The sequence below is a fragment of the Nakamurella flava genome (genome assembly GCF_005298075.1).
GTDB classification, from domain to species: domain Bacteria; phylum Actinomycetota; class Actinomycetes; order Mycobacteriales; family Nakamurellaceae; genus Nakamurella; species Nakamurella flava.
Map to the genome: position 1 here is coordinate 91,280 of NZ_SZZH01000006.1, position 26,623 is coordinate 117,902.

The 26,623-nt window shown below is 73.0% G+C and carries 22 protein-coding genes; 11 read left to right on the forward strand and 11 right to left on the reverse strand.

Features of this window, described 5'->3' with window-relative positions:
- Positions 1–21: 21 nt before the first annotated feature.
- Positions 22–975 carry a proline dehydrogenase family protein gene (locus tag FDO65_RS18470; RefSeq protein WP_205850196.1) on the reverse strand — a complete coding sequence of 318 codons (954 nt, stop codon included), beginning with the start codon at positions 973–975 and terminating at the stop codon, positions 22–24.
- A gap of 234 nt (positions 976–1,209) precedes the next feature.
- On the opposite strand from FDO65_RS18470, the gene FDO65_RS18475 reads away from it, so the two are divergent.
- Both FDO65_RS18475 and FDO65_RS18480 read left to right on the forward strand, forming a co-directional pair.
- Positions 1,210–1,737: a DUF6474 family protein gene (locus FDO65_RS18475; RefSeq protein WP_137451218.1), complete on the forward strand. Its 528-nt coding sequence runs from the start codon at positions 1,210–1,212 to the stop codon at positions 1,735–1,737.
- Between the two features lie 329 nt (positions 1,738–2,066).
- A complete protein-coding gene (locus FDO65_RS18480) occupies positions 2,067–2,723 on the forward strand; it encodes a copper resistance CopC family protein (protein ID WP_166442287.1) in 657 nt (218 codons plus the stop codon).
- Between the two features lie 28 nt (positions 2,724–2,751).
- On the opposite strand, the gene FDO65_RS18485 is transcribed toward FDO65_RS18480, so the two are convergent.
- The 5 genes from FDO65_RS18485 to FDO65_RS18505 form a co-directional block, all read right to left on the reverse strand.
- Positions 2,752–3,729, reverse strand: a complete 978-nt coding sequence (locus tag FDO65_RS18485; RefSeq protein ID WP_205850159.1) for an SDR family NAD(P)-dependent oxidoreductase — start codon at positions 3,727–3,729, stop codon at positions 2,752–2,754.
- The gene (locus FDO65_RS18490; protein WP_137451220.1) at positions 3,726–5,183 is read right to left on the reverse strand and encodes an AI-2E family transporter; all 1,458 of its coding nucleotides are present in this window, start codon (positions 5,181–5,183) and stop codon (positions 3,726–3,728) included. Before FDO65_RS18490 ends, FDO65_RS18485 begins: the two co-directional genes overlap by 4 nt.
- On the reverse strand, positions 5,180–5,512 hold the full coding sequence (locus FDO65_RS18495; protein WP_137451221.1) for a GNAT family N-acetyltransferase: 333 nt from the start codon (positions 5,510–5,512) through the stop codon (positions 5,180–5,182). The genes FDO65_RS18490 and FDO65_RS18495 overlap by 4 nt, the downstream gene beginning before the upstream one ends.
- 100 nt (positions 5,513–5,612) lie before the next feature.
- Positions 5,613–7,040 (reverse strand): GGDEF domain-containing protein, encoded by a 1,428-nt coding sequence (locus FDO65_RS18500; protein WP_166442288.1) that lies wholly within the window; start codon positions 7,038–7,040, stop codon positions 5,613–5,615.
- Positions 7,037–8,446, reverse strand: a complete 1,410-nt coding sequence (locus FDO65_RS18505) for a GGDEF domain-containing protein (RefSeq protein ID WP_137451223.1) — start codon at positions 8,444–8,446, stop codon at positions 7,037–7,039. Before FDO65_RS18505 ends, FDO65_RS18500 begins: the two co-directional genes overlap by 4 nt.
- Before the next feature lie 88 nt (positions 8,447–8,534).
- Between FDO65_RS18505 and FDO65_RS18510 the strand changes: the two genes are divergently transcribed.
- From FDO65_RS18510 to FDO65_RS18520, 3 genes are all read left to right on the forward strand, one after another.
- The gene (locus FDO65_RS18510) at positions 8,535–10,334 is read left to right on the forward strand and encodes an FAD-binding dehydrogenase (protein ID WP_137451224.1); all 1,800 of its coding nucleotides are present in this window, start codon (positions 8,535–8,537) and stop codon (positions 10,332–10,334) included.
- Positions 10,335–10,427: 93 nt separating this feature from the next.
- Positions 10,428–11,225 carry an LLM class F420-dependent oxidoreductase gene (locus FDO65_RS18515; protein ID WP_137451225.1) on the forward strand — a complete coding sequence of 266 codons (798 nt, stop codon included), beginning with the start codon at positions 10,428–10,430 and terminating at the stop codon, positions 11,223–11,225.
- A gap of 204 nt (positions 11,226–11,429) precedes the next feature.
- A complete protein-coding gene (locus tag FDO65_RS18520) occupies positions 11,430–12,533 on the forward strand; it encodes an alpha/beta fold hydrolase (RefSeq protein ID WP_137451226.1) in 1,104 nt (367 codons plus the stop codon).
- Positions 12,534–12,650: 117 nt separating this feature from the next.
- Here the strand turns inward: FDO65_RS18520 and FDO65_RS18525 are convergent, their stop codons facing one another.
- Complete coding sequence (locus FDO65_RS18525) at positions 12,651–14,090, reverse strand: glycoside hydrolase family 1 protein (RefSeq protein ID WP_137451227.1); 1,440 nt, start codon at positions 14,088–14,090, stop codon at positions 12,651–12,653.
- Between the two features lie 275 nt (positions 14,091–14,365).
- On the opposite strand from FDO65_RS18525, the gene FDO65_RS18530 reads away from it, so the two are divergent.
- Positions 14,366–14,863, forward strand: coding sequence for a DinB family protein (locus FDO65_RS18530; RefSeq protein ID WP_137451228.1), 498 nt, complete (start codon positions 14,366–14,368; stop codon positions 14,861–14,863).
- Positions 14,864–14,926: 63 nt separating this feature from the next.
- Here FDO65_RS18530 and xylA read toward each other — a convergent pair whose 3' ends face one another.
- Positions 14,927–16,126: a xylose isomerase gene (gene xylA, locus FDO65_RS18535; protein ID WP_137451229.1), complete on the reverse strand. Its 1,200-nt coding sequence runs from the start codon at positions 16,124–16,126 to the stop codon at positions 14,927–14,929.
- Positions 16,127–16,204: 78 nt separating this feature from the next.
- Here xylA and FDO65_RS18540 point away from each other — a divergent pair, with 78 nt between their 5' ends.
- The 3 genes from FDO65_RS18540 (at position 16,205) to FDO65_RS18550 (ending at position 21,623) form a co-directional block, all read left to right on the forward strand.
- A complete protein-coding gene (locus tag FDO65_RS18540) occupies positions 16,205–17,425 on the forward strand; it encodes an ROK family protein (protein WP_205850160.1) in 1,221 nt (406 codons plus the stop codon).
- 81 nt (positions 17,426–17,506) lie between these two features.
- Positions 17,507–19,552, forward strand: a complete 2,046-nt coding sequence (locus FDO65_RS18545; RefSeq protein WP_137451230.1) for an NAD(+) synthase — start codon at positions 17,507–17,509, stop codon at positions 19,550–19,552.
- A 103-nt stretch (positions 19,553–19,655) separates the two neighbouring features.
- Positions 19,656–21,623, forward strand: a complete 1,968-nt coding sequence (locus tag FDO65_RS18550) for an SEC-C domain-containing protein (RefSeq protein ID WP_137451231.1) — start codon at positions 19,656–19,658, stop codon at positions 21,621–21,623.
- Positions 21,624–21,743: 120 nt separating this feature from the next.
- On the opposite strand, the gene FDO65_RS18555 is transcribed toward FDO65_RS18550, so the two are convergent.
- Entirely contained in the window at positions 21,744–22,676 is a 933-nt protein-coding gene (locus FDO65_RS18555; RefSeq protein ID WP_137451232.1) for a LysR family transcriptional regulator, read from the reverse strand.
- Positions 22,677–22,768: 92 nt separating this feature from the next.
- Here FDO65_RS18555 and FDO65_RS18560 point away from each other — a divergent pair, with 92 nt between their 5' ends.
- Complete coding sequence (locus FDO65_RS18560; RefSeq protein ID WP_137451233.1) at positions 22,769–23,926, forward strand: TDT family transporter; 1,158 nt, start codon at positions 22,769–22,771, stop codon at positions 23,924–23,926.
- Positions 23,927–24,155: 229 nt separating this feature from the next.
- Here the strand turns inward: FDO65_RS18560 and FDO65_RS18565 are convergent, their stop codons facing one another.
- The gene (locus tag FDO65_RS18565; protein WP_137451234.1) at positions 24,156–24,485 is read right to left on the reverse strand and encodes a hypothetical protein; all 330 of its coding nucleotides are present in this window, start codon (positions 24,483–24,485) and stop codon (positions 24,156–24,158) included.
- A 239-nt stretch (positions 24,486–24,724) separates the two neighbouring features.
- On the opposite strand from FDO65_RS18565, the gene FDO65_RS18570 reads away from it, so the two are divergent.
- Positions 24,725–26,044 carry an MATE family efflux transporter gene (locus FDO65_RS18570; RefSeq protein WP_240757714.1) on the forward strand — a complete coding sequence of 440 codons (1,320 nt, stop codon included), beginning with the start codon at positions 24,725–24,727 and terminating at the stop codon, positions 26,042–26,044.
- Positions 26,045–26,069: 25 nt separating this feature from the next.
- Here the strand turns inward: FDO65_RS18570 and FDO65_RS18575 are convergent, their stop codons facing one another.
- Positions 26,070–26,531, reverse strand: a complete 462-nt coding sequence (locus FDO65_RS18575) for a hypothetical protein (RefSeq protein ID WP_137451236.1) — start codon at positions 26,529–26,531, stop codon at positions 26,070–26,072.
- Positions 26,532–26,623: the final 92 nt, after the last annotated feature.

The window sequence follows — 26,623 nt, forward strand, 5'->3', positions numbered from 1 at the left end:
TCGTCGATTGCAGTGGTGCGGTCAGCGGCCCCCGACCATCGACCGCAGGAAGAACGCCAGGTTGGCCGGGCGTTCGGCCAGGCGCCGCATGAAGTACCCGTACCAGTCGGTGCCGTACGGGACGTAGACGCGGACCCGCCGGCCCTGCGCCACCAGCCGGCGCTGCTCGTCGGCCCGGATCCCGAAGAGCATCTGGTGCTCCCACCGGGCCGGGGGACGGTGGTGGTCGGCGGCGAGCCGGCCGGCGATGTCGATGATGCGCGGATCGTGGGATCCGACCATCGAGTAGCCACGGCCGGCCATCAGCAGCTGCAGGCACCGCACGTAGGCGAGGTCGACCTCGGCCCGCTCGGTGAAGGCGACATCGTCCGGCTCGTCGTAGGCCCCCTTGACCAGCCGCACCCGCGACCCGGGACCGGTCAGGGCGGCCAGGTCGCCGGGGGTGCGGCGCAGCATGGCCTGGACGGCGACGCCGACGTCCGGGTGGTCACGCCGGACCACGGCGAGCGTCTCAAGGGTGTCGTCGACGGTGCGGTGGTCCTCCATGTCGAGGGTCATCCGTGCGCCGCGGCCGTACGCGGCGGCGGCGATCCGCCGGGCGTTCTCCCGGGCCACCGCCGCGCCCCCGGACGGCGCGTCGGGGCCCACCGGAAGCGACCCGCCGACGGCCGAGAGCTTGACCGAGACCTCGGCGTCACCGACCAGCCCGGCCACGGCCAAACCGTCCAGCAGGTCCAGGTAGGCCTGCACGGTGGCGTCCGCCCCGGCCCGGTCGACGGTGTTCTCACCGAGGTGGTCGAGGCTGACGGCCAGCCCGGCGTCGTGCAGTCGTCCGACCGCGGTCACCGCGTCGTGCAGGGTCTCGCCGGCGATGAACCGTTCGACGACCCGGCCGGTCAGCGGCGCGGCGGTTACCGCGTCACGGACGCCGGTGCGCGTGGACAGGGCGAGCATGGGGCGCCGCAGCAGATACATGCCCACCGTCCCTCCCGGGCGCCGACCGTCGTGTCCCGGTGTCCGTGCCCTTGGTTCTACTCTCTCCCGTCGCCGACCCGTCGAACCCCCCGGATCGCCACCAGAACCGCGTCGGCGCGTTCGCAGTTCGACCGGGCCGGGTGCCGGTGTCGGCGGCGCGGAGGCGCCCGCTCTACGCTGGCCGTTACTACCCGGTGGGTCCCGTTCCCCGGTTGTGATCCAGGAGGTCTCGACGTGGCATTCGGCCGATCGCGCAAGAAGCGCAAGGGTCGCGGCAAGAGCGCCGACACGAAGCGGGGCGCCCTGGAGACGCTGACCGACCCGAAGACGATCCTGCGACTCAGCACCCTGTTCCGGGTGGCCGGGCCGCTGCTGGCCGGCGGGGCGATGAAGGCGTCGACTTCGGTGCGCGGGGCGATGGACGAGCAGCGGGCCCGTCAGCTGGGGGTGGCTCCCGATGCGGTGGCCGCCTACCGGGGACCGGCCGGACCGGCCCGGGCCCGGATCGCCGGCCTGCAGTCGGCCATCGACGAGCTCCGGGGCCGACGGGGTGGGGAGCCCGCCGTCGCCCGCTTCACCGATGCCGCGGTGGCCCGGCTGTCCGATCTGACCGCCGGGGTGAACGCCACGACGACGATGGCTCCGCCGACCCGTCGGGTCGCCCTGCGGGCGGTCGCCGCCGACCTCGACCAGCTGGAGACCGAGCTGATGACCTACCTGGTCGGGCCGCCGTCCCCGGCCGCCCGGGCCCTGAACGCCTGAGCCGGTCCCGACCTGCGACCGGACGGGTCGCCGGGAATCGTCGCCGCGGGGCACGACAGGGCGGGCCGGCCTGACGTCACGTCGTCCGCGGGCATCGTTTGGTTCCCGCGACAATGCCCACATCTGGGCAGGTCACCGGGCGTCGGAGCTCGCGTAGGTTGGCCGAGGGGTCCCCGTGCGCGGCTGCTTTCAGGCAGCGAACGCACCAGCCAGGCCCGGGACCCGCGTCGTCGATCGAGAGGTGAGCTGTGCTCCGCGTGCCATCCCCAGTCCCGTCATCGTCGGTTGCAGCGTCGTCCACGTCGTCGCGACGGGGCGCCGGTCGTTGGGTGGCGGTGGTGACGGCGCTGCTGCTGGGTCTGCTGGTGAGCGCCGTGGGCGCGCCTGCGGCTGCTGCTCACGACACGATCGAGAGCAGCAACCCGGCGGACGGGGCGACCGTCGCGACGGTGCCGGCGTCCGTGACGCTGACGTTCGACGAGCAGCCGCAGGATTTCTCTCCGGTCATCCAGGTCACCGGTCCGGACGGCGCGGACTGGGCGGACGGCACACCGACGGTGTCCGGAACCGATGTCAGCGTCCCGGTCAAGGCCGGAGCCCCGGCCGGGGCCTACCAGGTGGCCTACCGCATCGTCTCGTCCGACGGGCACCCGGTGACCGGCGAGCTGTCGTTCACCGCGGAAGCAGCCGCGGCCGGCAGCGCCCCCGTCAGCAGCGCCCCCGTGAGCAGCGCCCCCGTCAGCAGCGCACCGGTCAGCAGCACCGCCACCAGCAGCACCCCGGCCGCCAGCACTCCTTCATCCAGCGCCGCACCCTCCAGCTCGGCACCGAGCTCGGCGCTGGTCAGCCCGGCCGCCAACGCCTCGGACTCCGGCTCCGGGGTCCCGGCCTGGCTCATCGTGGTGATCGTGCTGGTCATCGCGGCCGGCGGCGCGGTGGTCGCCGTGCTGGTCCGTCGGGCCCGGGGCGGTTCGAACGCCGCCTGACCGGTCGGACGGGTCAGCGACGGCCGGATCACCGACCCGCTGGGTCGGTCCCTTCGGGGGCGGGCGGCAGCCCCGGGTCGATGCCCGTCAGCTCGACGGACCGCTGCCACAACCAGGCGGCGTCCGATCGGTCCTGCAAGGCCGACGGCGCCTTGGCCGGCTGCGGCCGACCGCGGGCCAGAAAACGGGGCCCGACCAGCTCACCGCCGGTCAGGGCGGGGTCGGTCGCGGCGGTCACCTGCGACCGGGCCCCGGCCGCGGGCGTGGAGCCGAGCAGGGCAGTGGCCCGACGGGCCAGTTTCACCCCGACGCCGGCCTCGTCCTCGGGGTCGCGTTCGGCGGTCGCCGACCAGCCGGGATGGGCGACCACCGACACGACGGGCCGGCCCGCGGCGCTGCAACGGCGGTCCAGTTCGGCGGCGAACAACGCGACGGCCAGCTTGGACTGGGCGTACGCCTTCATCGGGGTGTAGCGACCGGTCAGGCCGAGATCGCGGTCGAGGCGGCGGGCGCTGCGGGCGGCCATCGACGTCACCGACACGACGCGGGCCGGGTCGGCGTCCGTCGCGCCGTCGACGAGGGCGGGCAACAGTCCCGCGGTCAGTGCGAAGTGTCCGAGGTGGTTGGTGCCCATGTGCAACTCGAAACCGTCGACGGTGATCTCCCGTCGCGGCGCGAGCATGATGCCCGCGTTGTTGACCAGGATGTCGACCGGGCCCTGCTGGCCCTCCCGGGCCGTGAAATCGGCGACGGAGGCGAGCCGGGACAGGTCGACGTGCACGACCCGCAGACGCGCGGCGGGCACGTCCGCCCGGATGCGCTGGGCGGCCGCCTGCCCCCGGTCGAGGTCACGGACGGCCATGGTGACGGTCGCCCCGGCCCGGGCCAGGGCCAGCGCCGACTGGTAGCCCAGGCCGCTGTTGGCGCCGGTGACGACAGCTCGTCGGCCGTACTGGTCGGTGACGTCCAGGCCCTGCCACCGGGCCCACGGCAGGGCCGGCTTCACGAGCGCTCCTGCATGGGCATGATCACTTCGCGGACGATGAGGATGATCGCCGCGGCCACCGGGACGGCCAGGATCGCGCCGGTGACACCGAGCAGCGCCGCCCCGACGAGGATGGCGACGACCACGGCACCGGTGGAGATGTCGACGGTCCGCTTCATCACCCGGGGGTAGAGCCAGTACGCCTCGAACAGGTGCTGGCACAGGTAGAAGATGCCGGCGATGATCCCGATGGCCAGCGACTGGGTGAGCCCGATGAGCGTCATGGAGACGCCGACCAGGATGGGCCCGACGACCGGGATGAAGTCGAGGATGGCGGCGCCGAGGGCGATGGCCCACGGGTACGGCAGTCCCACGATCGCCGCGAACACGCCGGCCACCAGGCCGGCCTGCATGGCGATGACGGTGGCCCCGGAGAGGTAGCCGCCCATCTGCTTGAGGATGCGGTCGCCGAGGTCGGTGACGCGGGTCCGGCGGGTGGCCGGCACCAGCCGGTAGGCCCCGGCCTTGATGCGCGGGAAACCGGCCAGGAAGTACAGCGTCAGGATCAGGATGATCAGCAGGTCGACGATGATCGTCGCCACCGTGACCCCGACGCTGAGCAAGCCGCCGGCCGCGCCGCTGCCGATGGTCTGCACGATGTTCGAGTTCTGGATGGCCTGCAGCACGCCGAAGCGCTCGTCCAGGTTCCGCAGGCTCTCGTTCTGCTGCAGGTTGGCGATGAGCGTCGGGATGCTCTCGACGAAGGAACCGACCTCGGTGACGATCGGCGGGATGATCGCGTAGATGGCCGCGCCGATGACGGCGAGCAGACCGAGGAACACGAACAGCACGGCAAACCCCCGCCGGACGCCGCGACGCTCGATCCAGCTGACCAGCGGGTTCAGGCCGATGGCCAGCAGGGTGGCGATCGCCAGCAGCAGCAGGGTGTCCCGGATGGTGTCCAGGACGAGGAACGAGACGTAGGCCAGGAGCACGCCGATCCCGCCGAAGAAACCCCAGTGGAACGGCGAGTGCTGGGAGCGACGTCGCCCCGGAAGGGCGGTCGCCGGGGCGGCGTCGGCCGGCTCACCGGTGGGCGCACCGGCCCCCGGGTAGGCGGCCAGGGCCGCGGCCGCCTCCTGGCTCGCGGCCGCCGCCGCGGCGGCGGCCTCGCTCGCGCGCAGGGCCCGTTCGGACAGCACCTTGCTCGAGACGCTCTGCCAGGCCGCCCGCATCGGCGTCCGACGGGACGCGGCGTCGGACGCGCGGTCGACCGTGACCGGGCCGACGACCGGCACGGTCGGGCCGTTGCTCGGCGCCGGTGCGCTGTCCGCCGGCGCCCCGTGACCGGTGCCCGGGGCGACGGAGGTGCCGTCGACGCCCTGCGCCGGATAGCCGTGGGCCGGGACGACGTAACCGTCGCCGGTGTGCCCCCCCGACGGGCGCCCGGGATCCCCGGGGCCCACTCCCGTCATGCCGACACGACGAGGTCTTCGTAGCCCGGCCGGTACTCGTGGATCCACCAGTTCACGTACGGGCAGGTGGGGATGACCTTGACGCCGGCGTCCCGCGCGGCATCGAGAGCGGCCTTGACGAGGTCGCTGGCCACCCCGTAGCCGCGGGAGGCGGGCTCGGTGTACGTGTGCACGATGTTCCACCGGCCGGGAGTGCGCCGGTAGTCGAGGACGGCCACCTCGCGACCGTCGACCAGCAGCCGGAACCGGCCGTTCTCCTCCAGGTGCTCCACCGTCTGGGTGCCGGTCGTACCCGCGCGGGAACCGGAGCCCGTCGTGTGTTCGGTCATCGTGCGACGCCGCCCTTCCGCATCTGGTCTGTCGGGCGAAGCGCGCCCGTCGACCCCGATCGTGGCACATGCCGCACGCCGACGATCGGCCGGTGCGGCCTCATCGTTCGCTGCCGGCCCGCCGGGCCCCGACGCCGGCGACCGGCCCGCTCCAGGTGGGGCTCGCCCAGGTCCGCGGGTGGGATCGGGAGGACGCCGCCCCGGGCGTGGCCGAGGCCGTCGGGGGTCCCGCCGCGGGCGGGGTCGGACGGCTGGGCCGGGGCGATTTGCGCTCGGCCTTGCGGCGGTAGAGCTCGAGGTCGGCCCGGGCGATCAGCTCGGTGGCGGACTCCACCCGGTCGGCCTGGGCCCATCCGAACGTCAGCTGCGGCCGGAAGGTCGACCGCCCAACAGTGAGGGGTTCCCCGACCGCCGCCCGGATGCGCCCGCAGATGCCGGACAGGTCACCGCGGCGCCCGCCGCGTTCGAGCAGCACGGCGAACTCGTCGCCGCCCATCCGGGCGGGCAGGTCGGCGGCGCGGACGGCGGCCTGGATCCGCTGACCGACGACGGCCAGCACCTGGTCGCCGACCAGGTGGCCATGGATGTCGTTGATCTGCTTGAAGCCGTCGAGGTCGGCCAGCAGCAGGGTGACGGGGTCGGCGGCGGTGTCCGCGCCGCCGGCTCGCCGGGCCAACCGGCGGTGCAGGGCCGCGGCGAGCGCCGACCGGTTGGCGATGCCGGTGAGCGGATCGAGACCGGCGAGCGCGGTCTGCGAGGCGACGCGCGCGACCCCCAGCTGTGCGGCGACGATGGCCAGTCCGAGTAGCGGGAGCAGCGCGGGTTCGACGACGACCAGCGCGGCGGGGATCGGGGCCGTGAGGGGCAGGTACCAGGAGGTGCGGCGCGGCCGCAAGCGGCGCTCGACGGCGGTCAGCCCGGTCGGGCCGAAAAGGCGACGCAGCCAGCGGTCCACCGCCCAGCCGACCGCGAGCGAGGCGGTCGCGGCAACCAGGGTCAGCGGCAGGACCAGCCAGCCGGTGACGGCCGCGGTCCAGTCGACCCCGCGGGTGACGGCGGCGAGGGCGACGACGATGACCAGTCCGTGGGTGACGGACAGCGCGGTGGCGAGCAGCACCCGCCAGGGTTCCCGACGGAGCAGCAATGGACCGGTCACCCCGGTCACGGCGAAGACGAGGACGCCGGCCGACCCGAAGGCCAGCACCGCGGCGATGGCGATGGCCAGCGAGGGGACGAAGGCGCCGAGGGCCTTGGTGTTGCGCAGCGGCCGGGTGCGGGGGACGGCGTCGACGATGACGGCGAGCCAGCACAGCAGCCACAGGCCCGGCGCGGTGAGCGACCTCGGGTCACCGCCCGCCCAGCGGGTGGCGACGCCGACGGTGAGGACGCCGGCCAGGGCGGCGAGGACGGCGGCGACCACCCCCCGGCGGGCGGCGAGGGGCAGGCCGCGCCAGGGGGTGAAGGGGGCGGCGACCCCGTCCGCGAGGACCGGGGTGCCGGCGGTCCAGTCCGGGTCGGCGCCGGTCACGGTGTGACCCGGAGGGTCGAGGGGTCGGGCGAGGCGGCCGTGATGGACCAGTGCACGCCCGGCCATCCGGTGGCCGGTGCGGTGATGGCGCCCTGTGCCGCCGTGCTCCAGACGGGTGCGAACGGGCCGCCCTCCGGTTCGTCGTCGACGACCGGCAGGCGCCGCTCGACGAGGGCGACGCTCTTCTTGACGCGGTAGAGGTCCCGGTCGGCCATCTCGACCAGCTCCAGGACGTCGGTCCGCGGGTCGGCGGTGGCGGCCAGGCCGATGGACGCGCCGACCGTGATGGTCTGTCCGCCGAGGCGCAGCGGTTCGGCGAGGGCCCGCTGGATGCGCTCCGCGGTCTCCACGGCGATGGAGGCGGTCGATCCCGGTCCGGGGACGACGGCGAACTCGTCCCCGCCGTACCGGGCGACGAGGTCCCCGGCGGGGACGGCGGACCGGAGGCGGTCGGCGACCCGGCGCAGGACCGCGTCCCCGAGCAGGTGACCGTGGGTGTCGTTGACCGACTTGAACCCGTCCAGGTCGATGAGCAGCAGGTACACGCGGGTGCCGCCGGACCCCGATCCGGAGACGTCGACGGCGCTGATGCGGGTGGCCAGGCGCCGGGTGAGGGTGACGCGGTTGGCCAGACGGGTCAACGGGTCGGTGCGGGCGGCGGCGGTGCTGCGCAGCATGGTGCGACTGAGCTGGTTGAGCGCGGCGATGACGATGACCACCGGCAGGCCGGCCCAGGGCGCGGCGACGGCGAGGGTGGCGACCAGCGGCACCGCGACCAGGCTGATCCCCCAGATCCGCAGGGCCCGGCGGGTCTGTCGCCACGACGCGGCGACGGTGGACCGTCCGAGGGTGGCCGAGGCGACGGCCAGCACGGATCCGTTGACGCCGAGCGCGACGACGGCGACCAGCAGCCCGACGACGGTGACGTGCAGCGGGTCGGCCGTCGGTTGCGGTGTGGTCCATTCCCGCGCGAGCTCGACCAGCAGCAGGCTGATCGACCCGATCAGGCCGAAGCACATCGCGTTGATGCTGGAGCGCCACCAGGGGGCCGTGCCGCGGGCCAGGGAGGTCAGCAGCCCGCTGACCGCGGGCAGCAGCACGGCCGGGGCGCCGAACGCGACGATGGCCCCGAGGGACAGGGGCGCGGACCAGACGAAACGGAGCTCGCCCCGGACGTCCCGCATGGACGGCAGCCAGGGGTAGCAGTCGGCCAGCAGGACGAGCGCCACCACGATCCAGAACCCGGGGGCGGACAGCACCTCGTTCACGGGTGGGGAGTCGACCCCCAGCGGCCCGAGCGCCAGGGCGAGCGTGATCAACCAGAGCGCGGCGGTGAGGACGAGCACTAGCCGGAATCGGGGTGGGGTGGCCCGCCAGGGCAACTGCAGGGCGGCAGAAGAGGACATCGGACCTCCCCCCGGGGGCTCGCACGGATGCGACGCCGACCCACGGGCGCCTTGCTCACCGTTCTCATTGACCCACAATCAGTGACTGATGCTACCGGGGGGTACGGTTCGCCCGAATGGGACGAACGAGGGAACCTCGTCCCGTTCGTCCAGCACGCTCCGTGAGCCCCTGCGCAGGTGGCGCCGGGTGTGGCAGGGTCGGGCGATGGCGGATGGCGCGGTCCGCGCGGCGGACGTGGTGGTGGTCGGGGCCGGGCTGGCCGGACTGGTGGCGGCGGCGGAGGCCGCGGACGCGGGCCGCCGGGTCGTGGTCGTCGACCAGGAGGGTCCGCAGAGCCTGGGCGGGCAGGCCTGGTGGTCGCTCGGTGGCCTCTTCCTGGTGGACAGTCCGGAGCAGCGTCGGCTGCGGGTCCGGGACAGCGCCGAGCTGGCGGCGGCCGACTGGTTCGGCTCGGCCGGGTTCGACCGTCCCGAGGATCACTGGCCGCGGCGGTGGGCGCAGGCCTACCTCGATTTCGCGGCGGGCGAGAAGCGGGACTGGCTGCACCGGCAGGGGGTCAGGTTCTTCCCGATCGTCGGCTGGGCCGAACGCGGCGGGTACGAGGTCGGCGGCCACGGCAACTCGGTCCCCCGGTTCCATCTGGTCTGGGGCAGCGGCCCTGGCGTGGTGCGGCCGTTCGCCGAACGGGTCCGGCAGCACGTCACCGCCGGGCGGGTCCGGCTGCTGTTCCGGCACCGGGTGACCGACATCGTCACGGCGGACGGGGCGGTCACCGGGGTGGCCGGCGAGGTCCTGGCCCCGACGACGGTCGAGCGGGGGGCACCCAGTTCGCGCGAGGTGGTCGGCGGGTTCGACATCACGGCCGGGGCGGTCGTCCTGGCCTCCGGCGGGATCGGGGCCAATCACGAGCTGGTGCGCCGGAACTGGAACCGGGCGTTCGGGGAGCCGCCGGCCGCGATGCTCAGCGGGGTGCCCGACTCGACGGACGGCGAACTGCTGGTGGCCGGTGAGCGGGCCGGTGGCCGGGTCATCAACCCGGACCGGATGTGGCATTACCCGGAGGGCATCGTCAACCACTCCCCGGTCTGGCAGCGGCACGGCATCCGCATCCTGTCCGGGCCGACCCCGTTGTGGTTGGACGCGACCGGGGAGCGGCTGCCGGCGCCGCTGTTCCCCGGGTTCGACGCGCTGGGCGCGCTGCGGCACATCACGACCACCGGGCATCCGTGGTCGTGGTTCGTCCTGGACACGGCGACCATCGGCGCCGAGTTCGCGCTGTCCGGGTCGGAGCAGAACCCCGACTTCACCGGCAAGTCGATCAAGAAGGTGCTGACGGAGCGGGCCGGCGGCAAGATCACCCCGGCCCTGCGGGCGTTCCTGGACCGCGGCGTCGACTTCGTGACGGCGTCGACGGTGCCGGAGCTGGCCGGCCGGATGAACGCCCTCACCGAGCAGGCCGTCGGCGACGGGGCCGCGCCGGTCATCGACGGCCCGGCGCTGCAGCGGGACATCGTGCGGCGTGACGGTCAGATCGCCGCCGGACTGGGCAAGGACCCGCAGGTCACGGCGGCCGCGGCGGCCCGGCGGTACTTCGGCGACCGCCGGATGCGGGTGGCCCCGCCGCACCGGATGCTCGACCCCAAGGCCGGGCCGCTCATCGCCGTGCGCCTGCACGTCATCACCCGCAAGACGCTGGGCGGTCTGGAGACGGACCTGGACGGCCGGGTGCTCCGCCCGGGCGGCGAGCCGGTCGCCGGGCTGTTCGCGGCCGGGGAGGCGTCGGGCTTCGGCGGGGGTGGGATGCACGGTTACCGCTCGCTGGAAGGCACCTTCCTGGGCGGCTGCCTGTTCTCCGGTCGGGTCGCCGGCCGTTCGGCGGCCCGGTGAGCCCCCTGGCGACGGGCCGGACGGCGCCGACGCGTTCACTGGTGTCGACGGCGTTCCGCCGCCGCCCGTCCTGATCCCGTCCCGGAGGACCGCATGAGTACTGCGCAGCCGCCCCGTCACCCCGTCCGGATCGGGGTGCAGATCCAGCCGCAGCACGCCGAGTACCCGGCGATCCGCGACGCGGTCCGCCGCTGCGAGGACATGGGCGTCGACATCGCGTTCAACTGGGACCACTTCTATCCGCTGTCCGGCGACCCGGACGGCCTGCACTTCGAGTGCTGGACGATGCTCGCCGCATGGGCGGAGCAGACCGAGCGCATCGAGATCGGCGCCCTGGTGACGTGCGGCGGTTACCGCAACCCGGATCTGCTGGCCGACATGGCCCGCACGGTCGACCACATCTCCGGCGGCCGGTTGATCCTCGGTCTGGGGGCCGGCTGGTTCGCCAAGGACTACGAGAACTACGGCTACGAGTTCGGCAGCGCCGGGGACCGGCTGCGCCTGCTGGCCGACTACCTGCCGCGCATCCGACGGCGGCTGTCGGAACTGAACCCGCCACCGACCCGCGAGCTGCCGATGCTGCTGGGCGGGGGTGGCGAGCGCAAGACGCTCCGGATGGTGGCCGAGCACGCGACCACCTGGCACGCGTTCGGGGATCTGGACGTGCTGCGCCACAAGAGCACGGTGCTGGCCGAGCACTGCGCCGCGGTGGGCCGGGACCCGGCGGAGATCGAACGCTCGACGTCGGTGCCCTCCGGCGGTCCCGAGGCGGCCGACGCCTATCTGGAAGCAGGATTCACCCTGTTCACGCTGAGTGTCTCCGGACCCGATTACGACCTGTCCGAGGTACCGGACTGGCTGGCCTGGCGGGACCGCCACAACACGGTGTGACCAGCGGGAACCCGGTCTCGACGCATATCGCGACCAATATGCCGCTGTTACGCGTCGAGGGCTGAATCCGGCCTCTCAATCGGGCGGATGTCATCGGCATCACGCTTTGGTATCAACCCTCGCGGGACACCCCCTCCTGGAGCCTATAAATGACCCGGGGAGGGGCTCTGGTCTGTTACCGGGCCCCGGGGGGAGAACGACGTCATGAGCAAGGCCGCAATGCTGTCCGGCGCACCCGAAGAGGCCGCCCTGGCCGCTTCCGCCGAACGGGCGAACACCGGACACACCGAAGTGGCCGCACAGACCCATCCGAGCAGTCCGGACCTGTCGGCCGGCCCGCTGGGCACCGACCTGTTCGTACCGGACTTCGTCACCGGATCCGCGACGGAGGCCGGCCCGGCTCCGGTCGACGACCGATGGGCCTACCCGGACGACGAGGACCCGTGGCTGCCGCTGCTGACCCGGTCGCCGCACCGGGCGCTGCGACTGCCGGACGGCCGCACGTGGTCGTGGGCGGAGTACGGCAGCCCCCGCGGGGTGCCGTGTGTGCTGCTGCCGGACCGGGGATCGTCCCGGCTGGCACCGAACTGGCTGCTGCACGAGGAGCAGCTGCCGTCGACGGTCCGGCTGCTGGCGGTGGATCGGCCGGGCGTGGGGGCGTCCGACCCGATCGGCCTGGGCGGCCGGGAACAGCCGGCCGAGGATCTGCGCCGGATGGTGGAGACCCTGGCGGTCGGCCGGGTGGCCCTGGTCGCGGTGGGCGCCGGAGCCGACGAGGCGTTCGCCTTCGCGGCCCGCTACCCCATGCTGGTCGCGTCCGTCGACGTGCTGTCGCCGCGGCTGCCGGGAGCGGCGGCGCGGCGCCCGTGGCGGCGGTCCGGCTCGGCCCGGCCCGGGGCGGTCGCGTCCTGGATGGGGGCCGCGGGCCGGCATCCCGACCTGACCCGGGAGTCGACGTGGGCCCGCATCGCCCGGTCGTCGGCGGCGTCCGTGCTGCTCGGTGACCGCTGGCGGGACGAGGCGTTCCGCCTGGCCGTGGCCGAGGACGTCGCTGAGTCCGGGCGTGACTGGACGACCCACGGGACCGGACCGGCCGCCTGGGTCGCCGAGCCCCCGGCGCTGCCGCTGCCCGTCCGTCTCTGGTGTGGGCAGGACGAAGTGGGCACCACCGCCGAGGACCTGTCCGCGTTCGTCGGCGCCCGCCCGAACTGGAGCGTCGCGACGGTGCCCGGCGCGTCGGCCGTCCTCGGGGCGTGGACGACCGTGCTGGAGACCGCGGCCCTGGCCTGGACCACGTCGGGTCGGTAGCACTCCCCCGCCCGGCCACCGTGGGCCGGGCGGCTGCCTGCACGTCTCAGCTCGCCGGCAACTGCCGGGTACGGATGAGCTCGGCGCACACCACGCTGCGCCGAGTCCCCACCCGTCTCAGCTCGCCGGCAACTGCCGGGTACGGATGAGCTCGGCGTACCAGTGCGCGGAGTCCTTCCAGGTCCGTTCCAGCGTGTCGTAGTCGACGCGGATGATGCCGAAGCGGCGGTCGTAGCCGAAGGACCATTCGAAGTTGTCCAGCAGCGACCAGAGGAAGTAACCGCGCACGTCGGCGCCGTCCTCGCGGGCCCGCGCCACGGCGTCGATGTGGCCGGTCAGGTAGGCGATCCGGTCGTCGTCGTGGACGGCGGGTCGACCGTCGGGTCCGGTGGAGACCGCGTCGTCGAAGGCGGCGCCGTTCTCGGTGACCATCAGCGGCAGGTCCGGGTAGCGACGGGACATGTCGGTGAGCAGGTCGTACATACCGGATGGGTCGATGTTCCAGCCCATCGCGGTGTACGGGCCGGGGACGGGCGGGTAGTCGATGAGCTGGCCTTCGACGTCGTCGCCGACCCAGGGGCTGAACGGGGAGTCGCCGTGGCCCTTGGGCTGTTCCCGCGGGCTGATGCCGTCCCATCGGCGGGCCTTGGCGGTCGAGTAGTAGTTGATGCCCAGCACGTCCAGCGGCACGTGGCAGGTGGCTTCGTCGCCGTCCTGGACGAACGACCAGTCGGTGATGGTGCGGGTGTCCTCGAGCAGGTCGGCCGGGTAGGCGCCGTCGAGCATCGGTCCGAGGAAGACGCGGTTACCCACGGCGTCGAGCTGCCGGACGGCGTCGCGGTCGGCGGCCGAGTCGGGGTCGGCGGGCCGGGTGACGTGCAGGTTGAGCGTCACCGACAGCGGGGTGTTCTCGCCGAGGACGGACTTGATGGCCCGGCCGGCGAGGCCGTGGGCGAGGTTGAGGTGGTGGGCGGCGGCGAGCGCGTCGGCGCCGTTGCGGCGGCCGGGGGCGTGGGCGCCGGAGGCGTACCCCAGGTAGGCCGAGCACCACGGCTCGTTCAGCGTGGTCCAGGTGGAGACCCGGTCACCCAGGCCGCGGGCGACGTGCTCGGCGTACTCGCCGAAGCGCAGGGCGGTGTCCCGGGCCGGCCAGCCGCCGGCGTCCTCGAGCTCCTGCGGCAGGTCCCAGTGGTAGAGCGTGACGACGGGCTTGACGCCGCGGTCGAGCAGGCCGTCGACCAGCCGGGAGTAGAAGTCCAGCCCCTTCTGATTGACCGGTCCGGAGCCGCCGGGCTGGATCCGCGGCCAGGCGATGGAGAACCGGTAGGCGTCCAGACCCATGCGGGCGATGTGGTCGAGGTCCTCGGACCAGCGGTGGTAGTGGTCGTCGGCCACGTCACCGGTGTCCCCGTTCAGGACGTTGCCGGGGGTGTGACTGAAGGTGTCCCAGATGGACGGGGTGCGGCCGTCCTCGGTGGCGGCGCCCTCGATCTGGTACGACGCGGTGGCCGAGCCCCACACGAAGTCGGCCGGGAAACTGCGTCCGGGGGTCGTCATGGGGGTGGTACCTCCTGGGTCGTGGGACTGTGCAACGAACCGGTCGGGCTCGGCCGGTCCGGACGCTACCGGGTCGGTCGACCCCCCGCCCGGGTCCGGGGATGGGCGGCATTCAGCGAAGGCGTCATGGACGACTGGGCGCAACACGCCGTCTCACGAACAGAACAGCGGCCGGCTTTACCTGGTGGCGGAGGAAGAGGCCGCAGAAGCGGACCGATCCTGGCCGCTTCTGCTCCTACCGTCAGTGGTGTCGATCCGGACCGAAGGAGAACGCGATGACCGTCAACGAGCAGGAACGCGCCGAGCTGCTGGAGACCCTGGCCCTGCACCGGTACTTCCTGACCAGCGCCGCGCAGGGCCTGACCGACGAGCAGGCCCGGGCCACCCCGACGGTGAGCGCGCTGAGCGTCGGCGGCCTCATCAAGCACGTGTCGGCGATCGAGGCCGGGTGGGCGTCGTTCATCGTCGACGGGCCGGCGGCGTTCGGGACCTCCGGCGAGACCGGCTGGTCACCGGACGCGTTCACGATGACATCGAGCCTGGAAGAAACCCTGGCCGAGTACGCGGCGACCGCGGCGCGGACCGAGGAGATCGTCCGGGGCCTCGACTCGCTGGACGCCTCGCACCCGCTGCCCGAGGCGCCGTGGTTCGAGAAGGGGGCCAGCCGATCGGCCCGTCGGATCCTGGTGCACATCGTCGCCGAGACGGCCCAGCACGCCGGTCACGCCGACATCATCCGCGAGACCATCGACGGCAAGAAGTCGATGGGCTGAAACCGGTCGCCTCGCACCGTGGTCGGGCACGGTGCGAGGCGACCGGAGCGTGGTGCCGGACGGTCAGCCGCGGGCGCCCAGGGCGTGCTCGACGGCCAGCTGGTTCAGGCGCACCAGACCACAGGAGCGCGCCCCGGCGGCGTCGGCGTCGAAGTCCTCGAAGGAGGACCGGTCGGCCAGCAGGTCGGCGAAGCTCTCGCCCTCGGCCATGGTCGGCGTGGCGGACTCGAAGATGCCGGCGGTGGTCATGGCCTCCTGCACCTCGGGATCGGCGCGGTAGGCCTGCGCGCGTTCCTTGAGGATCAGGTAGGTGGCCATGTTGGCCCGGGCCGACTCCCACACGCCGTCGAAACCCTCGGTGCGGGACGGCTTGTAGTCGAAGTGCCGGGGCCCGGTGTACTTCGGCCCGCCGTTGGGGAAGCCGTTCTCGATGAGGTCGACGGTGAAGAACGCCGACAGCAGGTCGCCGTGGCCGAAGACCAGGTCCTGGTCGTACTTGATGCCGCGCTGACCGTTGAGGTCGATGTGGAACAGCTTGTCCGACCACAACGCCTGGGCGATGCCGTGCGTGTAGTTCAGGCCGGCCATCTGCTCGTGCCCGACCTCGGGGTTCAGGCCGACGATGTCGCCGTGCTCGAGCTGGGCGATGAAGCCCAGCGCGTGCCCGATGGTGGGCAGGAAGATGTCGCCGCGGGGCTCGTTCGGCTTGGGCTCCAGGGCGATGCGGATGTCGTAGCCCTTGTCCTTGATGTAGGCGGCGACGGTGTCGACGCCCTCGCGGTAGCGGTCGTGCGCGGCGGCCAGGTCCTTGGCCCCGTCGTACTCGCTGCCCTCGCGGCCGCCCCACATGACGAACGTCTTGGCGCCCAGCTCGGCGGTCAGGTCGATGTTGCGGAGCACCTTGCGCAGCGCGTAGCGCCGCACCGAGCGGTCGTTGGCGGTGACGCCGCCCTCCTTGAACACCGGGTGGGTGAACAGGTTGGTGGTCACCATCTCGATGGTGATCTTGTGCTCGTCGCAGGCGTCGCGGAACTTCTGCAGGTGCGCGGTGCGGGAGGCATCGTCGGCACCGAACGGCACCACGTCGTCGTCGTGGAAGGTGATGCCCCAGGCGCCCAGTTCGGCGAGATTGGCCACGGCCTCGGACGGCTCGAGGGCCGGGCGGGTGGCGTCACCGAACGGGTCGCGGGCGGCCCAGGAGACGGTCCACAGGCCGAAGGAGAACTTGTCCTCGGGGGTGGGGGTGGGGACGCGGTTGGCCATCGGGAACTCCCTTGTTCGTCCGGGCGAGGTATTTGTTGTTTGGCTGAACTTATGTGGTCGGGCCGATAGGGTCAAGGGGTGCGCGGAGTCCGGGACGGCGGGTCGCGCCGCGCGCTGCCCCGGGTCGCCGTCCGGCAGGCCAACCTGCGCGAGCACAACCTCGGGCTCGTCCTGGATCTCATCGTCCGGGCCCCCCGGCCACCGTCCCGCGCGGAGATCGCCACCGCCACCGGACTCACCCGCGCCACCGTGTCCGTGCTCGTCGACCGGTTGATCGCCGGCCACCTCGTCACCGAACTCGACCCCCTGCCCGCCCAGCGGGCCGGCCGCCCGGCGGTCCCGCTGGTGCCCACCGCGGGGACGGTGGCCGGGGTCGGCCTCGAGGTCAACGTCGACTACCTGGCCGTCCGCGTGCAGGACCTCACCGCCACCCAGCTGGCCGGGCGCATCGAGACCGGCGACTTCCGGCGCAGCGACCCGGCCACCGTGCTGCACCGGCTGGCCGAGTTGTTCGCCGCCGTCGTCCAGGACCGTCCCGTCGCCGCGGTCTGCGTCGCGGTGCCGGGACTGGTCGATCGGGTGGGCGGGGTGTTGCGGCTGGCCCCGAACCTCGGCTGGCGGGACGTCGACGTGGCCGCAGTGCTGACTTCTCATCCGGCCCTGCGGGCGGTCGGTGTGCGCATCGACAACGAGGCCACGCTGGGCGCCCGCGCCGAGGTCGAGGTGCGGCGGGACGGCGGTTCGTTCATCTACGTCTCGGGCGAGGTGGGCATCGGCGGCGCGCTGGTCCAGGACGGCGCGGTGCATTCCGGTCGGCACGGGTGGAGCGGCGAGATCGGGCACACCGCCGTCGATCCGGACGGGCCGCCCTGCGCCTGCGGGTCGTCCGGATGCCTGGAGCAGTACGCCGGCAAGGACGCGCTGTTCGCCGCGGCCGGCCTCGACCAGGACCTCCCGGTCACCGCCCTCATCGAGCAGGTGGACGGGGGCGACGGGCGGGCGCGGGTGGCGGTCGACACCGCCGCGCGGGCGTTGGGGATCGCCCTGGCCAACGCGATCAACCTGGTCGACGTGGACACCGTCGTGCTCGGCGGCATCTACCGACCACTGGCCCCGTTGCTGACCCCCGGGATCTCCGCGCAGTTGCGCCGCCGGGTGCTGTCGGCCCCGTGGCGGCAGGTGACACTCGACCCGGCGTCCGCCCAGGAACCGGCGGCCCTGCACGGCGCGTCGTGGGCGGCCCTGTCGACCGTGCTGGACGATCCCGACGGCTGGCTGGGGCTGCTCCCGACGGACTGATCCCGCCTGGGCGTCATCCGAGCCGGGCGGGATCACCGCCCCTTCCGGTTGACCCGTCGGTGTCCGTGGTACGAAACCGTCATGAGCTTCGCCTCGCTGTACAGCCACGGGTTCGCGCGGGTCGCCGCGTGCACCGCGGACGTCTTCATCGCCGACCCGGTCCGCAACGCCGCTTCCGTGGTCGACGTGGCCCGGCGCTGCTCGGACGAGGGCGTCGCCGTGGCCGTCTTCCCCGAGCTGGCCCTGACCGGGTACGCGGTCGAGGACCTGCTCGGCCAGCAGGCGCTGCTGGACGCGGTGCACGCCGGGGTGGCCGAGATCGTCGCGGCCAGTGCCGATCTGCTGCCGGTGGTCGTGGTCGGGGCGCCGCTGCGGCACCGGGAGCGGCTGTTCAACACCGCGGTGGTGATCCACCGGGGCGAGGTGCTCGGGGTGATCCCGAAGCTGCACCTGCCGACGTACCGGGAGTTCTACGAGCGGCGTCAGTTCGCCGCCGGCGAGGGCATCGTCGACGAGACGATCGCCGTCGGCGGCCGGTCGGCGCCGTTCGGGGTGGACCTGCTGTTCCCCTGCGCGGACGTCCCTGGCCTGACGCTGGGCGTCGAGGTGTGCGAGGACATGTTCGTGCCCGTCCCGCCGTCCAGCGGGTTGGCGCTGGCCGGGGCGACGGTGCTGGCCAACCTGTCCGGCAGCCCCATCACCATCGGCCGCTCCGACACCCGGAACCTGCTGGCCGCCAGCCAGTCGATGCGGTGCCTGGCCGCGTACGTCTACGCCGCCGCCGGCCAGGGCGAGTCGACCACCGATCTGAGCTGGGACGGCCAGACGTCGATCTTCGAGAACGGCCGCACCCTGGCGATGGGGCCGCGGTTCCAGGAGGAGCCGCAGGTCACGGTGGCCGACGTCGACCTGGATCTGCTGGTGCAGGAACGCGCCCGGCAGGGCACGTTCGAGGACAACCGCCGGATCACCCAGGGCGGCGTGAAGCATCGCCGCATCCCGTTCACCCTGGACCCGCCGGACGGCGACCTGGGCCTGCGCCGGGAGGTGGAGCGGTTCCCGTTCGTCCCGGCCGACCCGGCCCGGCTGGCCCAGGACTGCTACGAGGCCTACAACATCCAGGTCGACGGCCTGGTCCAGCGGCTGCGGTCCATCAACTCGACGACGGTCGTCATCGGGGTGTCCGGGGGTCTGGACTCGACCCACGCGCTCATCGTCGCGGCCCGGGCGATGGACCTGCTCGGGGTGCCGCGGACGAACATCCGCGGCTACACGATGCCCGGGTTCGCCACCGGGGACGCGACGAAGGGCAACGCCTGGGCGCTGATGCGCTCGCTCGGCATCACCGCGGAGGAGCTGGACATCACCCCGGCGGCCCGGCAGATGCTGGCCGGGCTGGACCATCCGTTCGCCCGCGGCGAGGAGGTCTACGACGTCACGTTCGAGAACGTGCAGGCCGGGCTGCGCACCGACTACCTGTTCCGGCTGGCCAACCACCACGGCGGTATCGTGCTGGGAACCGGTGACCTGTCGGAACTCTCGCTCGGCTGGTGCACATACGGCGTGGGCGATCAGATGTCGCACTACAACGTCAACGGCGGCGTCCCCAAGACGCTGATCCAGCACCTCATCCGCTGGGTCAGCGGGTTGCCGGACTTCTCCGAGCAGGTCGGCGAGACGCTGCGCTCGATCCTGGACACCGAGATCTCCCCCGAGCTGGTCCCGGTCAAGCCGGGCGAGGCCCCGCAGAGCACCGAGAAGTCGATCGGACCGTATGAGTTGCAGGACTTCTCGCTGTTCTACACGCTGCGGTTCGGGATGCGGCCGAGCAAGATCGCGTTCCTGGCCTGGCACGCCTGGCGGGACGTCGAAGCCGGCAACTGGCCGGTCGGCTTCCCCGCCGAGCGCCGTCGCGAGTACGACCTGGCCGCGATCCGGAAGTGGTTGACCCTCTTCGTGCGTCGCTTCTTCGGCTTCAGCCAGTTCAAGCGATCGGCCATGCCCAACGGCCCCAAGGTCTCCGCCGGCGGGTCGCTGTCGCCCCGCGGCGACTGGCGGGCGCCGTCGGACGGGAACGCCGCGGTGTGGCTGGCCGACATCGAGGCGAACGTGCCGGAGCAGCTCTGACGCCGGGCCGTTGCCGGGTGGGGCGGGCTGGTGCCGAGGGGGCCGACGCCGCGGGTCGGACCGGCCCGTCAGGCGGAGGCGGGCCCGCCGTTAGCCTGACGCCATGACTCACCCGACGCCGGACGACATGGTGGCCGCAGCGGTCCAGGCCCTGGTCGAGCGGGGCTCGCTGCCGGAGGCCGACCTGCTGCGGCGCCTCGGCCCGAAGGTCCTGGGAAACCCGGAGGCCGCGGACGGTCTGGTCGACGCGCTGCTCGATGAGCCGGGCGTGTACGAGCTGCCGGACAACCGCTGGGTGTGGCTGCCCACCGTGCTCGACGGTCGGGTCTTCACCCATCGGGTCGGTGAGCTCGAGCTGGCGCATGACGTTCTCGTCGTCGACGCGGATCTGCTCACCCCGCTGATGCTCACCGAGCTGCCGCAGTACGCCCGGCTGACCGACGGCAGCACGGTGCAGGACCTGTCGCCGACGTTCGACGCCGAGCTGCTCGCCGAGCGCGGGGTGCCGGTGGGCGACTGGGACGTCGAAGGGGTGCTGCTGCTGGAGCCGGGGCGGCTGAGCGCTCTGGGCGTCTCGGCCGGCGATCTCGTCGCGCTGACCGTGACCCCGGGCGGCTTCGACCTGTCGGTGCCGGGCGAGCTGGAGCCGTCGGACATCGGTGAGCTGGTCGCCGCGCTGGCCGCGCAGGATCCGCAGGCGGCGCTGGACCTGTTCGACGTGATGTTGCAGCTGTGTGTGGAGCGTCCCGACTCGCAGCGGATACCCACCGCGCCCTTGGGTGAGGCGCTGCGGGCCGCCGGACTCGATCACGACGCGGCGGCCGTCGCCGTCGAGGGGTTCGATTTCGACGACGCCCGCGCCCTGGGCCATCTGCAGGCCGAGTACGACCTCGACAGGGACGAGGCAGCGGCGGTGGCCGTCGTGCTGGAGCTGTGCGAGGACGTCGGCCGGCTGCTCGAACGGGCCGTCGACGGTGAAGATGCTGGGGACGGTGGGGATGGGTGGCCGACCCCGGAGGATGCCGATGGCCCGGTGGACGACGACGAGCGCCAGGTGGCCGAGGCGACGCTCGAGTATCTGCGGGTGCCCGCGGTCGCCGACGCGGTGTGCCAGGAACTCGACCCCTCGGATCGGCGTGCGGCGACCGCGTTGGGGGTGTTCGCCGAGTCGGCGGAGGCGTCGGCACCCCGCTCGTTGCTGGGCCCCCTGCGCTACCTGCAGGGGGTGGCGCAGGAGCGGCTCGGTGACACCACCGACGCCGAGCAGACTTTTGGGGTCGCCGAGTCGCTCGATCCGTCCTGGCCGTTGACCCTGATCCGACTGGCCGAGTACGCCGCCGACCGTGGCCAGGCCGACCGCGGGATCGGGCTGCTGCAGCGGGCCGGCGTGGAGGCCGACGATCCGTTGGTGCAGTTGCTGCTGCACTTCCAGCCGGTCCCGCGTCCGGATCTCGGCCGCAACCAGCCGTGCTGGTGCGGTTCGGGGCGGAAGTACAAGGCCTGCCATCTGCACCGGGAGCAGCTCTCACTCGCGGATCGGGCGCCCTGGCTGTACGCGAAGGCGAGCAGCCGGCTCGGGGAGTGGGCGACCGCGGAGATGGTCGAAACGGCCGAGGTGCACGCCGGTGGACAGGGCGGTGACGACGCCCTGTCCGAGGCGCTGGCCGATCCGCTGGTCGCCGACGCCGTGCTGTTCGAGGGCCTGGTGTTCTACCGGTTCCTGGCCCGGCGGGGTGAGCTACTGCCCGACGACGAGCACGAGATGGCCCGTCAGTGGCTGGATGTCGATCGCTCGGTGCACGAGGTGGTGTCCTTCGATGGCGAGTACGCGGCCCGGTTGAAGGATCTGCGGACCGGGGATGAGCACGACGTCATCGGCCTGCCCGTCGATGGGCCGGTGGAGGTCGGTGCGCTGTACTGCGCCCGCGTCGTCCCGGCCGGCGACACCTGGCAGGTGCCGGGCGGTCTCGTACCGGTGGTCCCGGAGGAGAGGGACGGGCTGCTGGCCCTGCTGGCCGACGAGCCGTCGGCGACCGACGTGGTCGGGTTCCTGTCCCGTTCCGGAGGCTGAGCGCCGGGGTGCGACCCGGCCGGTGGGCGCGGTTCCGTCGACCGAACGCCCCTCGCGTGCACCCCACTCCCGTTCGACCGGGAGTGAGGTTCTCTCGCCTGGAGTTGTATGGATCGCCGATCAGCGCAACGCCGCGATGTGGGCCAGCAGATCCCGCGCGGCCCCGGCCGGCGGCGCGGCAGCCCCGGTCCACACGGCCCGCAGCGTGCGTCGCAGGTCGACCCCGGCGACGGGGATCCGGCGCAGCCGCCCGGAGAGCAGGTCGTCGCCGACGGCCAACGCGCTGAGCACCGCCGGCCCCGCACCCTCCAGCACCGCGGCCCGGACCGCCGAGGTGGTGGACAGCGAGAGCACCGGCGGCGGGGGGTCTCCGGCAACGCCGGGGGCGGACCGCAGGGCGGCGTCGAGCGCGTCGCGGGTCCCCGATCCGGCCTCCCGGACGATCAGCGGGGTGGCGTGCAGTTCGGCTGCGGTGACGTCCCGGCGGCGGCGCACCCAGGGATGGTCGGGCCGGACGACGAGGACCAGTTCGTCGCGCCCGATGACCCGGGACCGCACGCCCCGCGGCACGGATGGTCCCTCCACGAACCCGAGATCGGCGTCACCGTCGCGGATCTGGGCGAGCACCTGCTGGCTGTTGGTGGCCGTCAAGGTCACCTCGGCCGCCTGCTCGGTGGACCGCTGGGCCAGCCGGAACGAGACCAGCCAGCGGGGTAGCAGGTGTTCAGCGACGGTCAGGCTGGCGCTGACCCGCAGCCGGTCGTGCCGGTCCTGCCGGAGCGAGGCCAGCCCGGCGTCCACCTCGGCGGCGACGGCCAGCAGCCGGTCGGCCCACTCGGCCAGGGCCGCGCCGGCCGGGGTGAGCGTCGACCCGGACCGGGTGCGGGCCAGGACGGGGACGCCGGTCTGCGCCTCGAGCGCGGCGATCCGCGACGAGACCGCCTGCTGCGACAGGCCCAGTTCGGTCGCCGCCGCGCTCAGGCTCGGCGAGTGGGCGGCGGCCAGGAAGATCTCCAGGGCCCGCAGCTCGGGCATCCGGGGGCTCAGCACCATGCCCGCCGACGCTACCCGTCACAACCCCTGCTTGTGACCCCACAAGAGGCTGATGCTTCCGACCAGCGACGCCGCGCAGCAGGCTGAGAGACATGACCAGCACCCTCGCCCAGCGCCCCACCTCCGTCGTCGATCCCAGGACGAGCGGACGGAAGCGGCGCGTGCTCGGCGAGCTGGACGCCCCGGCGGACGTCTTCGCCCACCTGACCCCGAACTGGTTCGCCGCCGTCATGGGCACTGGGATCGTGGCCAACGCCGCCGCGACGCTGCCGGTCAACGGCCCGCTGCTGCACGTGTTTGCCACCGTCGTGTGGGCGCTGGCGACTGCGATGCTGCTCGCCCTGGTCGCCGGGTTCGTCACCCATTGGGTGCGCCACCCGGAGAACGCCCGGCGGTACGCGAACCACTCGGTGATGGGCCAGTTCTACGGGGCCCTGCCGATGGCGCTGCTCACCGTCGGGTCGGGCACCGTGCTGCTGGGGTCGGACGTCATCGGGTCCGGCCCGGCGCTGATGATCGACGCCGGGCTGTGGACGCTCGGCACCGTGCTGGGCGTGGCCACGGCCGTGTGGCTGCCGTTCCGCATGATCACCGCGCATGACCACGCCACCGCCGTCGCCCTGCCGGCCTGGCTGATGCCGGTCGTCCCGCCAATGGTCTCGGCCTCCGCGGGCGCCCTGCTGCTCCCCCACGTCCCCGAGGGCCGCCTGCGGCTGACCATGCTGGTCGTCTGCTACGCCCTGTTCGGGCTCAGCCTGGTCGTCGGGTTCCTGACGATGGCCCTGGTCTACGGCCGGCTGGTCACCGGCGGAGCGCCCACCGGGGCCGCCGCACCGACCGTGTGGATCGGCCTGGGCCTCATCGGTCAGTCCGCGACCGCGGCCAACCTGCTCGGCGCCGACGCCCTGCACGTCGGCCTGCCGACCGCGATCGCCGACGGGCTGCGGGTCTTCGGCATCGTCTACGGCCTGATCATGGCCGGCTTCGGCGCACTGATGTTCGCCCTGGCCGCCGTGCTGACCGTGCACGCCGCCCGTCAGGGCCTGCCGTTCGCGCTGACCTGGTGGAGCTTCACCTTCCCGATCGGCACCTGCGTCACCGGCGCCACCGCCCTGTCCGTCGCCCTGGGCTCTACCGCGCTCGCCGACCTGGCGGTGCTGCTCTACGCGGTGCTGGTCACCGCCTGGTCAGTCGTGGCGGTCCGGACCGCGCGGGGTGCGTTCAGCGGACGACTCTTCCGCGCGGTCTGACGGAAGGCCGGATGTGCGGGTCAGGCCCTGGACGATCAGTCGCGTCGGGCGGCGTGTCGCCGCGCTGAACGACTAGTCGGTGACCCGTCTCGGGCCAACCGCTCCACCCAGGGTGGAGCGGTCTCCCCCAGCTTCCGGCTGGTCACCAGCTTCAACCGGGCCGCTGCGACCTGGACCCGGGTCGCCATCAGCGGAGGCTGACCGTCTGTATCGACCTGCTCGGTCGTCATCAGCTCTCCTCCGCGGTTGCCGCTGCTTGATCGCCATGGTCCTCGTTCTGCGCGGATTCCGCGAGGAGCACGTCCGCCAGAGCGTCGATGATCCGCACCTCATCACGGGTCGGCTGATCGGTGTCAATCAGTTCGGTGAGCACGACGACGCCGATCAGTCGGCGCTCCTCCGACTCGTGCAGCGTCTGCTCGACGGCCCATTGCACGCGCTCCCACCATTGCGCCCGTCGATCTGAGACCGACTTCTGTCGGACGGTGAGGACGCCGACCAGCAAGGCCACCGCCGCTACCAGCCCGGTCGCCAGCGGGGTCCACTCTGCCGCGCTCACGATGGCCGAGCTGACGGCCAGACCGCCCGGCGCAGCTCCGGGCCAGCCAGGCGGAACGCCCCCAGGCGCAGACACATGCTGTTGTTCATTTCTCACCCCTGTCTCGTGGTGACTCACCTTGGCCGGACGTCGCTCCGTCGGTTCGGTCGTCGCGAAGGCCGTGGACAACAGCGCTGCGATGTGGACAGCTGTCGTCGGCGAGGACGGGACTGTCAGCCCGCCCGTCTACCGTGCTCGACGTGAGCCTGACCCGGGAGATCCTCCGCCTCGCCGTGCCCTCCCTGGGTGCGTTGCTGGCCGAGCCGATCTTCCTGCTGGTCGACGCGGCGATCGTGGGGCACCTGGGCACGGCGCAGCTGGCGGGGGTGGGGATCGCGTCGACGGTGCTGGCCACGCTGGTCGGGTTGTCGGTGTTCCTGGCCTACGGCACCACCGCCGCGGTGGCCCGGGCACTCGGGGCGGGTGATCTCGGCCGCGGGTTGAGCGCGGGCATCGCCGGGCTGTACCTGGCCGCCGGGATCGGCGTCGCCCTGATCGTCCTCGGCCTGCCGCTGGCCCACCCCGTCCTGGCGGCCTTCGGAGCCGGACCCGACGAGACCGCCTACGCGACGACGTTCCTGCGCTGGTCACTGCTCGGACTTCCGGGGATGCTCGTCGTACTGGCCGCCACCGGGGTGCTCCGCGGCCTGCAGGACACCCGCACCCCGTTGCTGGTGGCGGTGGCCGGGGCGGTCGTGAACGTGGCCCTCAATCTGCTGTTCGTCCTGGGCCTGGGCTGGGGGGTGGCCGGTTCGGCGATCGGGACGGCGCTCACCCAGACCGCCATGGGCGCCGTCCTCGTCACCGTGGTCGCGACCTCGTCCCGCCCGCACGGCACGTCGTTGCGACCCGACCTCGGACACATCCGCGGGGCCGGCCGAGCGGGCGTCCCCCTGCTGCTGCGCACGCTGACCCTGCGGCTCGCGATCATCGCCACCGCCGTCGTGGCTGCCCGCCTGGGGGTCGCCGCTCTGGCCGCCCACCAGGTGGTGATGGCTCTGTTCAACCTGCTCGCGCTGGCCCTGGACGCGTTGGCCATCGCCGCGCAGGCCCTCACCGGCAAGGCGCTCGGGGAGGGCGACGGCCCACGGGTCCGCGCGTTGACCCGCACGCTGCTGTGGTGGGGCGTCGGCGCGGGCCTGGTGCTCACCGCCATCTTCGTCGCCGGTCACGGCCTCGCCGGCTCCCTGTTCACCGACGACCCGGCGGTCCGCGCCGCGATCGCCGCCGGGGTGCTGGTGCTGGCCGTCGGGCAGCCGTTGGCCGGGTGGGTGTTCGTGCTGGACGGCGTACTGATCGGCGCAGGCGACGGCCCCTACCTGGCCTGGGCCGGGCTGCTCAACCTGGTCGTCTACCTACCCGCGGTCATCGCCGTCGCAGTCTGGGCACCGGACGGGCCCGCCGGTCTGGCCTGGTTGTGGGCGGCGTTCGTCGTCGCGTTCCTGGGGTCCCGGTCGGTCACGCTGGGTCTGCGGTACCGCCGGGACACCTGGATGGTGCTCGGCGCCGCCCGCGCCTGATGCGGCACCGGGCGGCGCGGGCGCGTCAGCGGCCGGAGTAGAACGCGTTCGCGCGCCGCGAGTACAGGATCGCCATGACGGCCACCCCGATGAGGACGGAGATCAGGCCGGACCAGCGGGTCCCGTGGGAGACGCCGAACATGGTGAAGAACCCGCCGACGATGCTGAGCACCGTGAAGAAGGCGACGACCGCCCGGGAGAACGAGTTGCCGTTGCCCAGGCCCTTGGCCACGGCCAGGTAGATGACGCCGATGACGATCGCGGCAATGCCCGCCCACAACGCGACGGTGGATCCGGTGGACCGCGACAACCCGTCCTGCGCGACGACCTGGTTGGCGACCTCGGAGTTGTTGCGCAGCAGGACGAGGACGAGGCCGCCGATGATCGACAGCACGCCGCTGATGACGACGAGCACCATCAACAGGGTGATCAGGCCGGGTCGGCGGGCGGAGGGCAGATAGGGCGGGACGGCGGCGGCAGCAGTCATGGCGGGTTCCGTTCGGAGTCGGACAGGGCTGGGTCGCATTAGCATCGACGCGATCGCTAGGCCGTCCGGGTGATCGAGCCGGATCAGCCCCA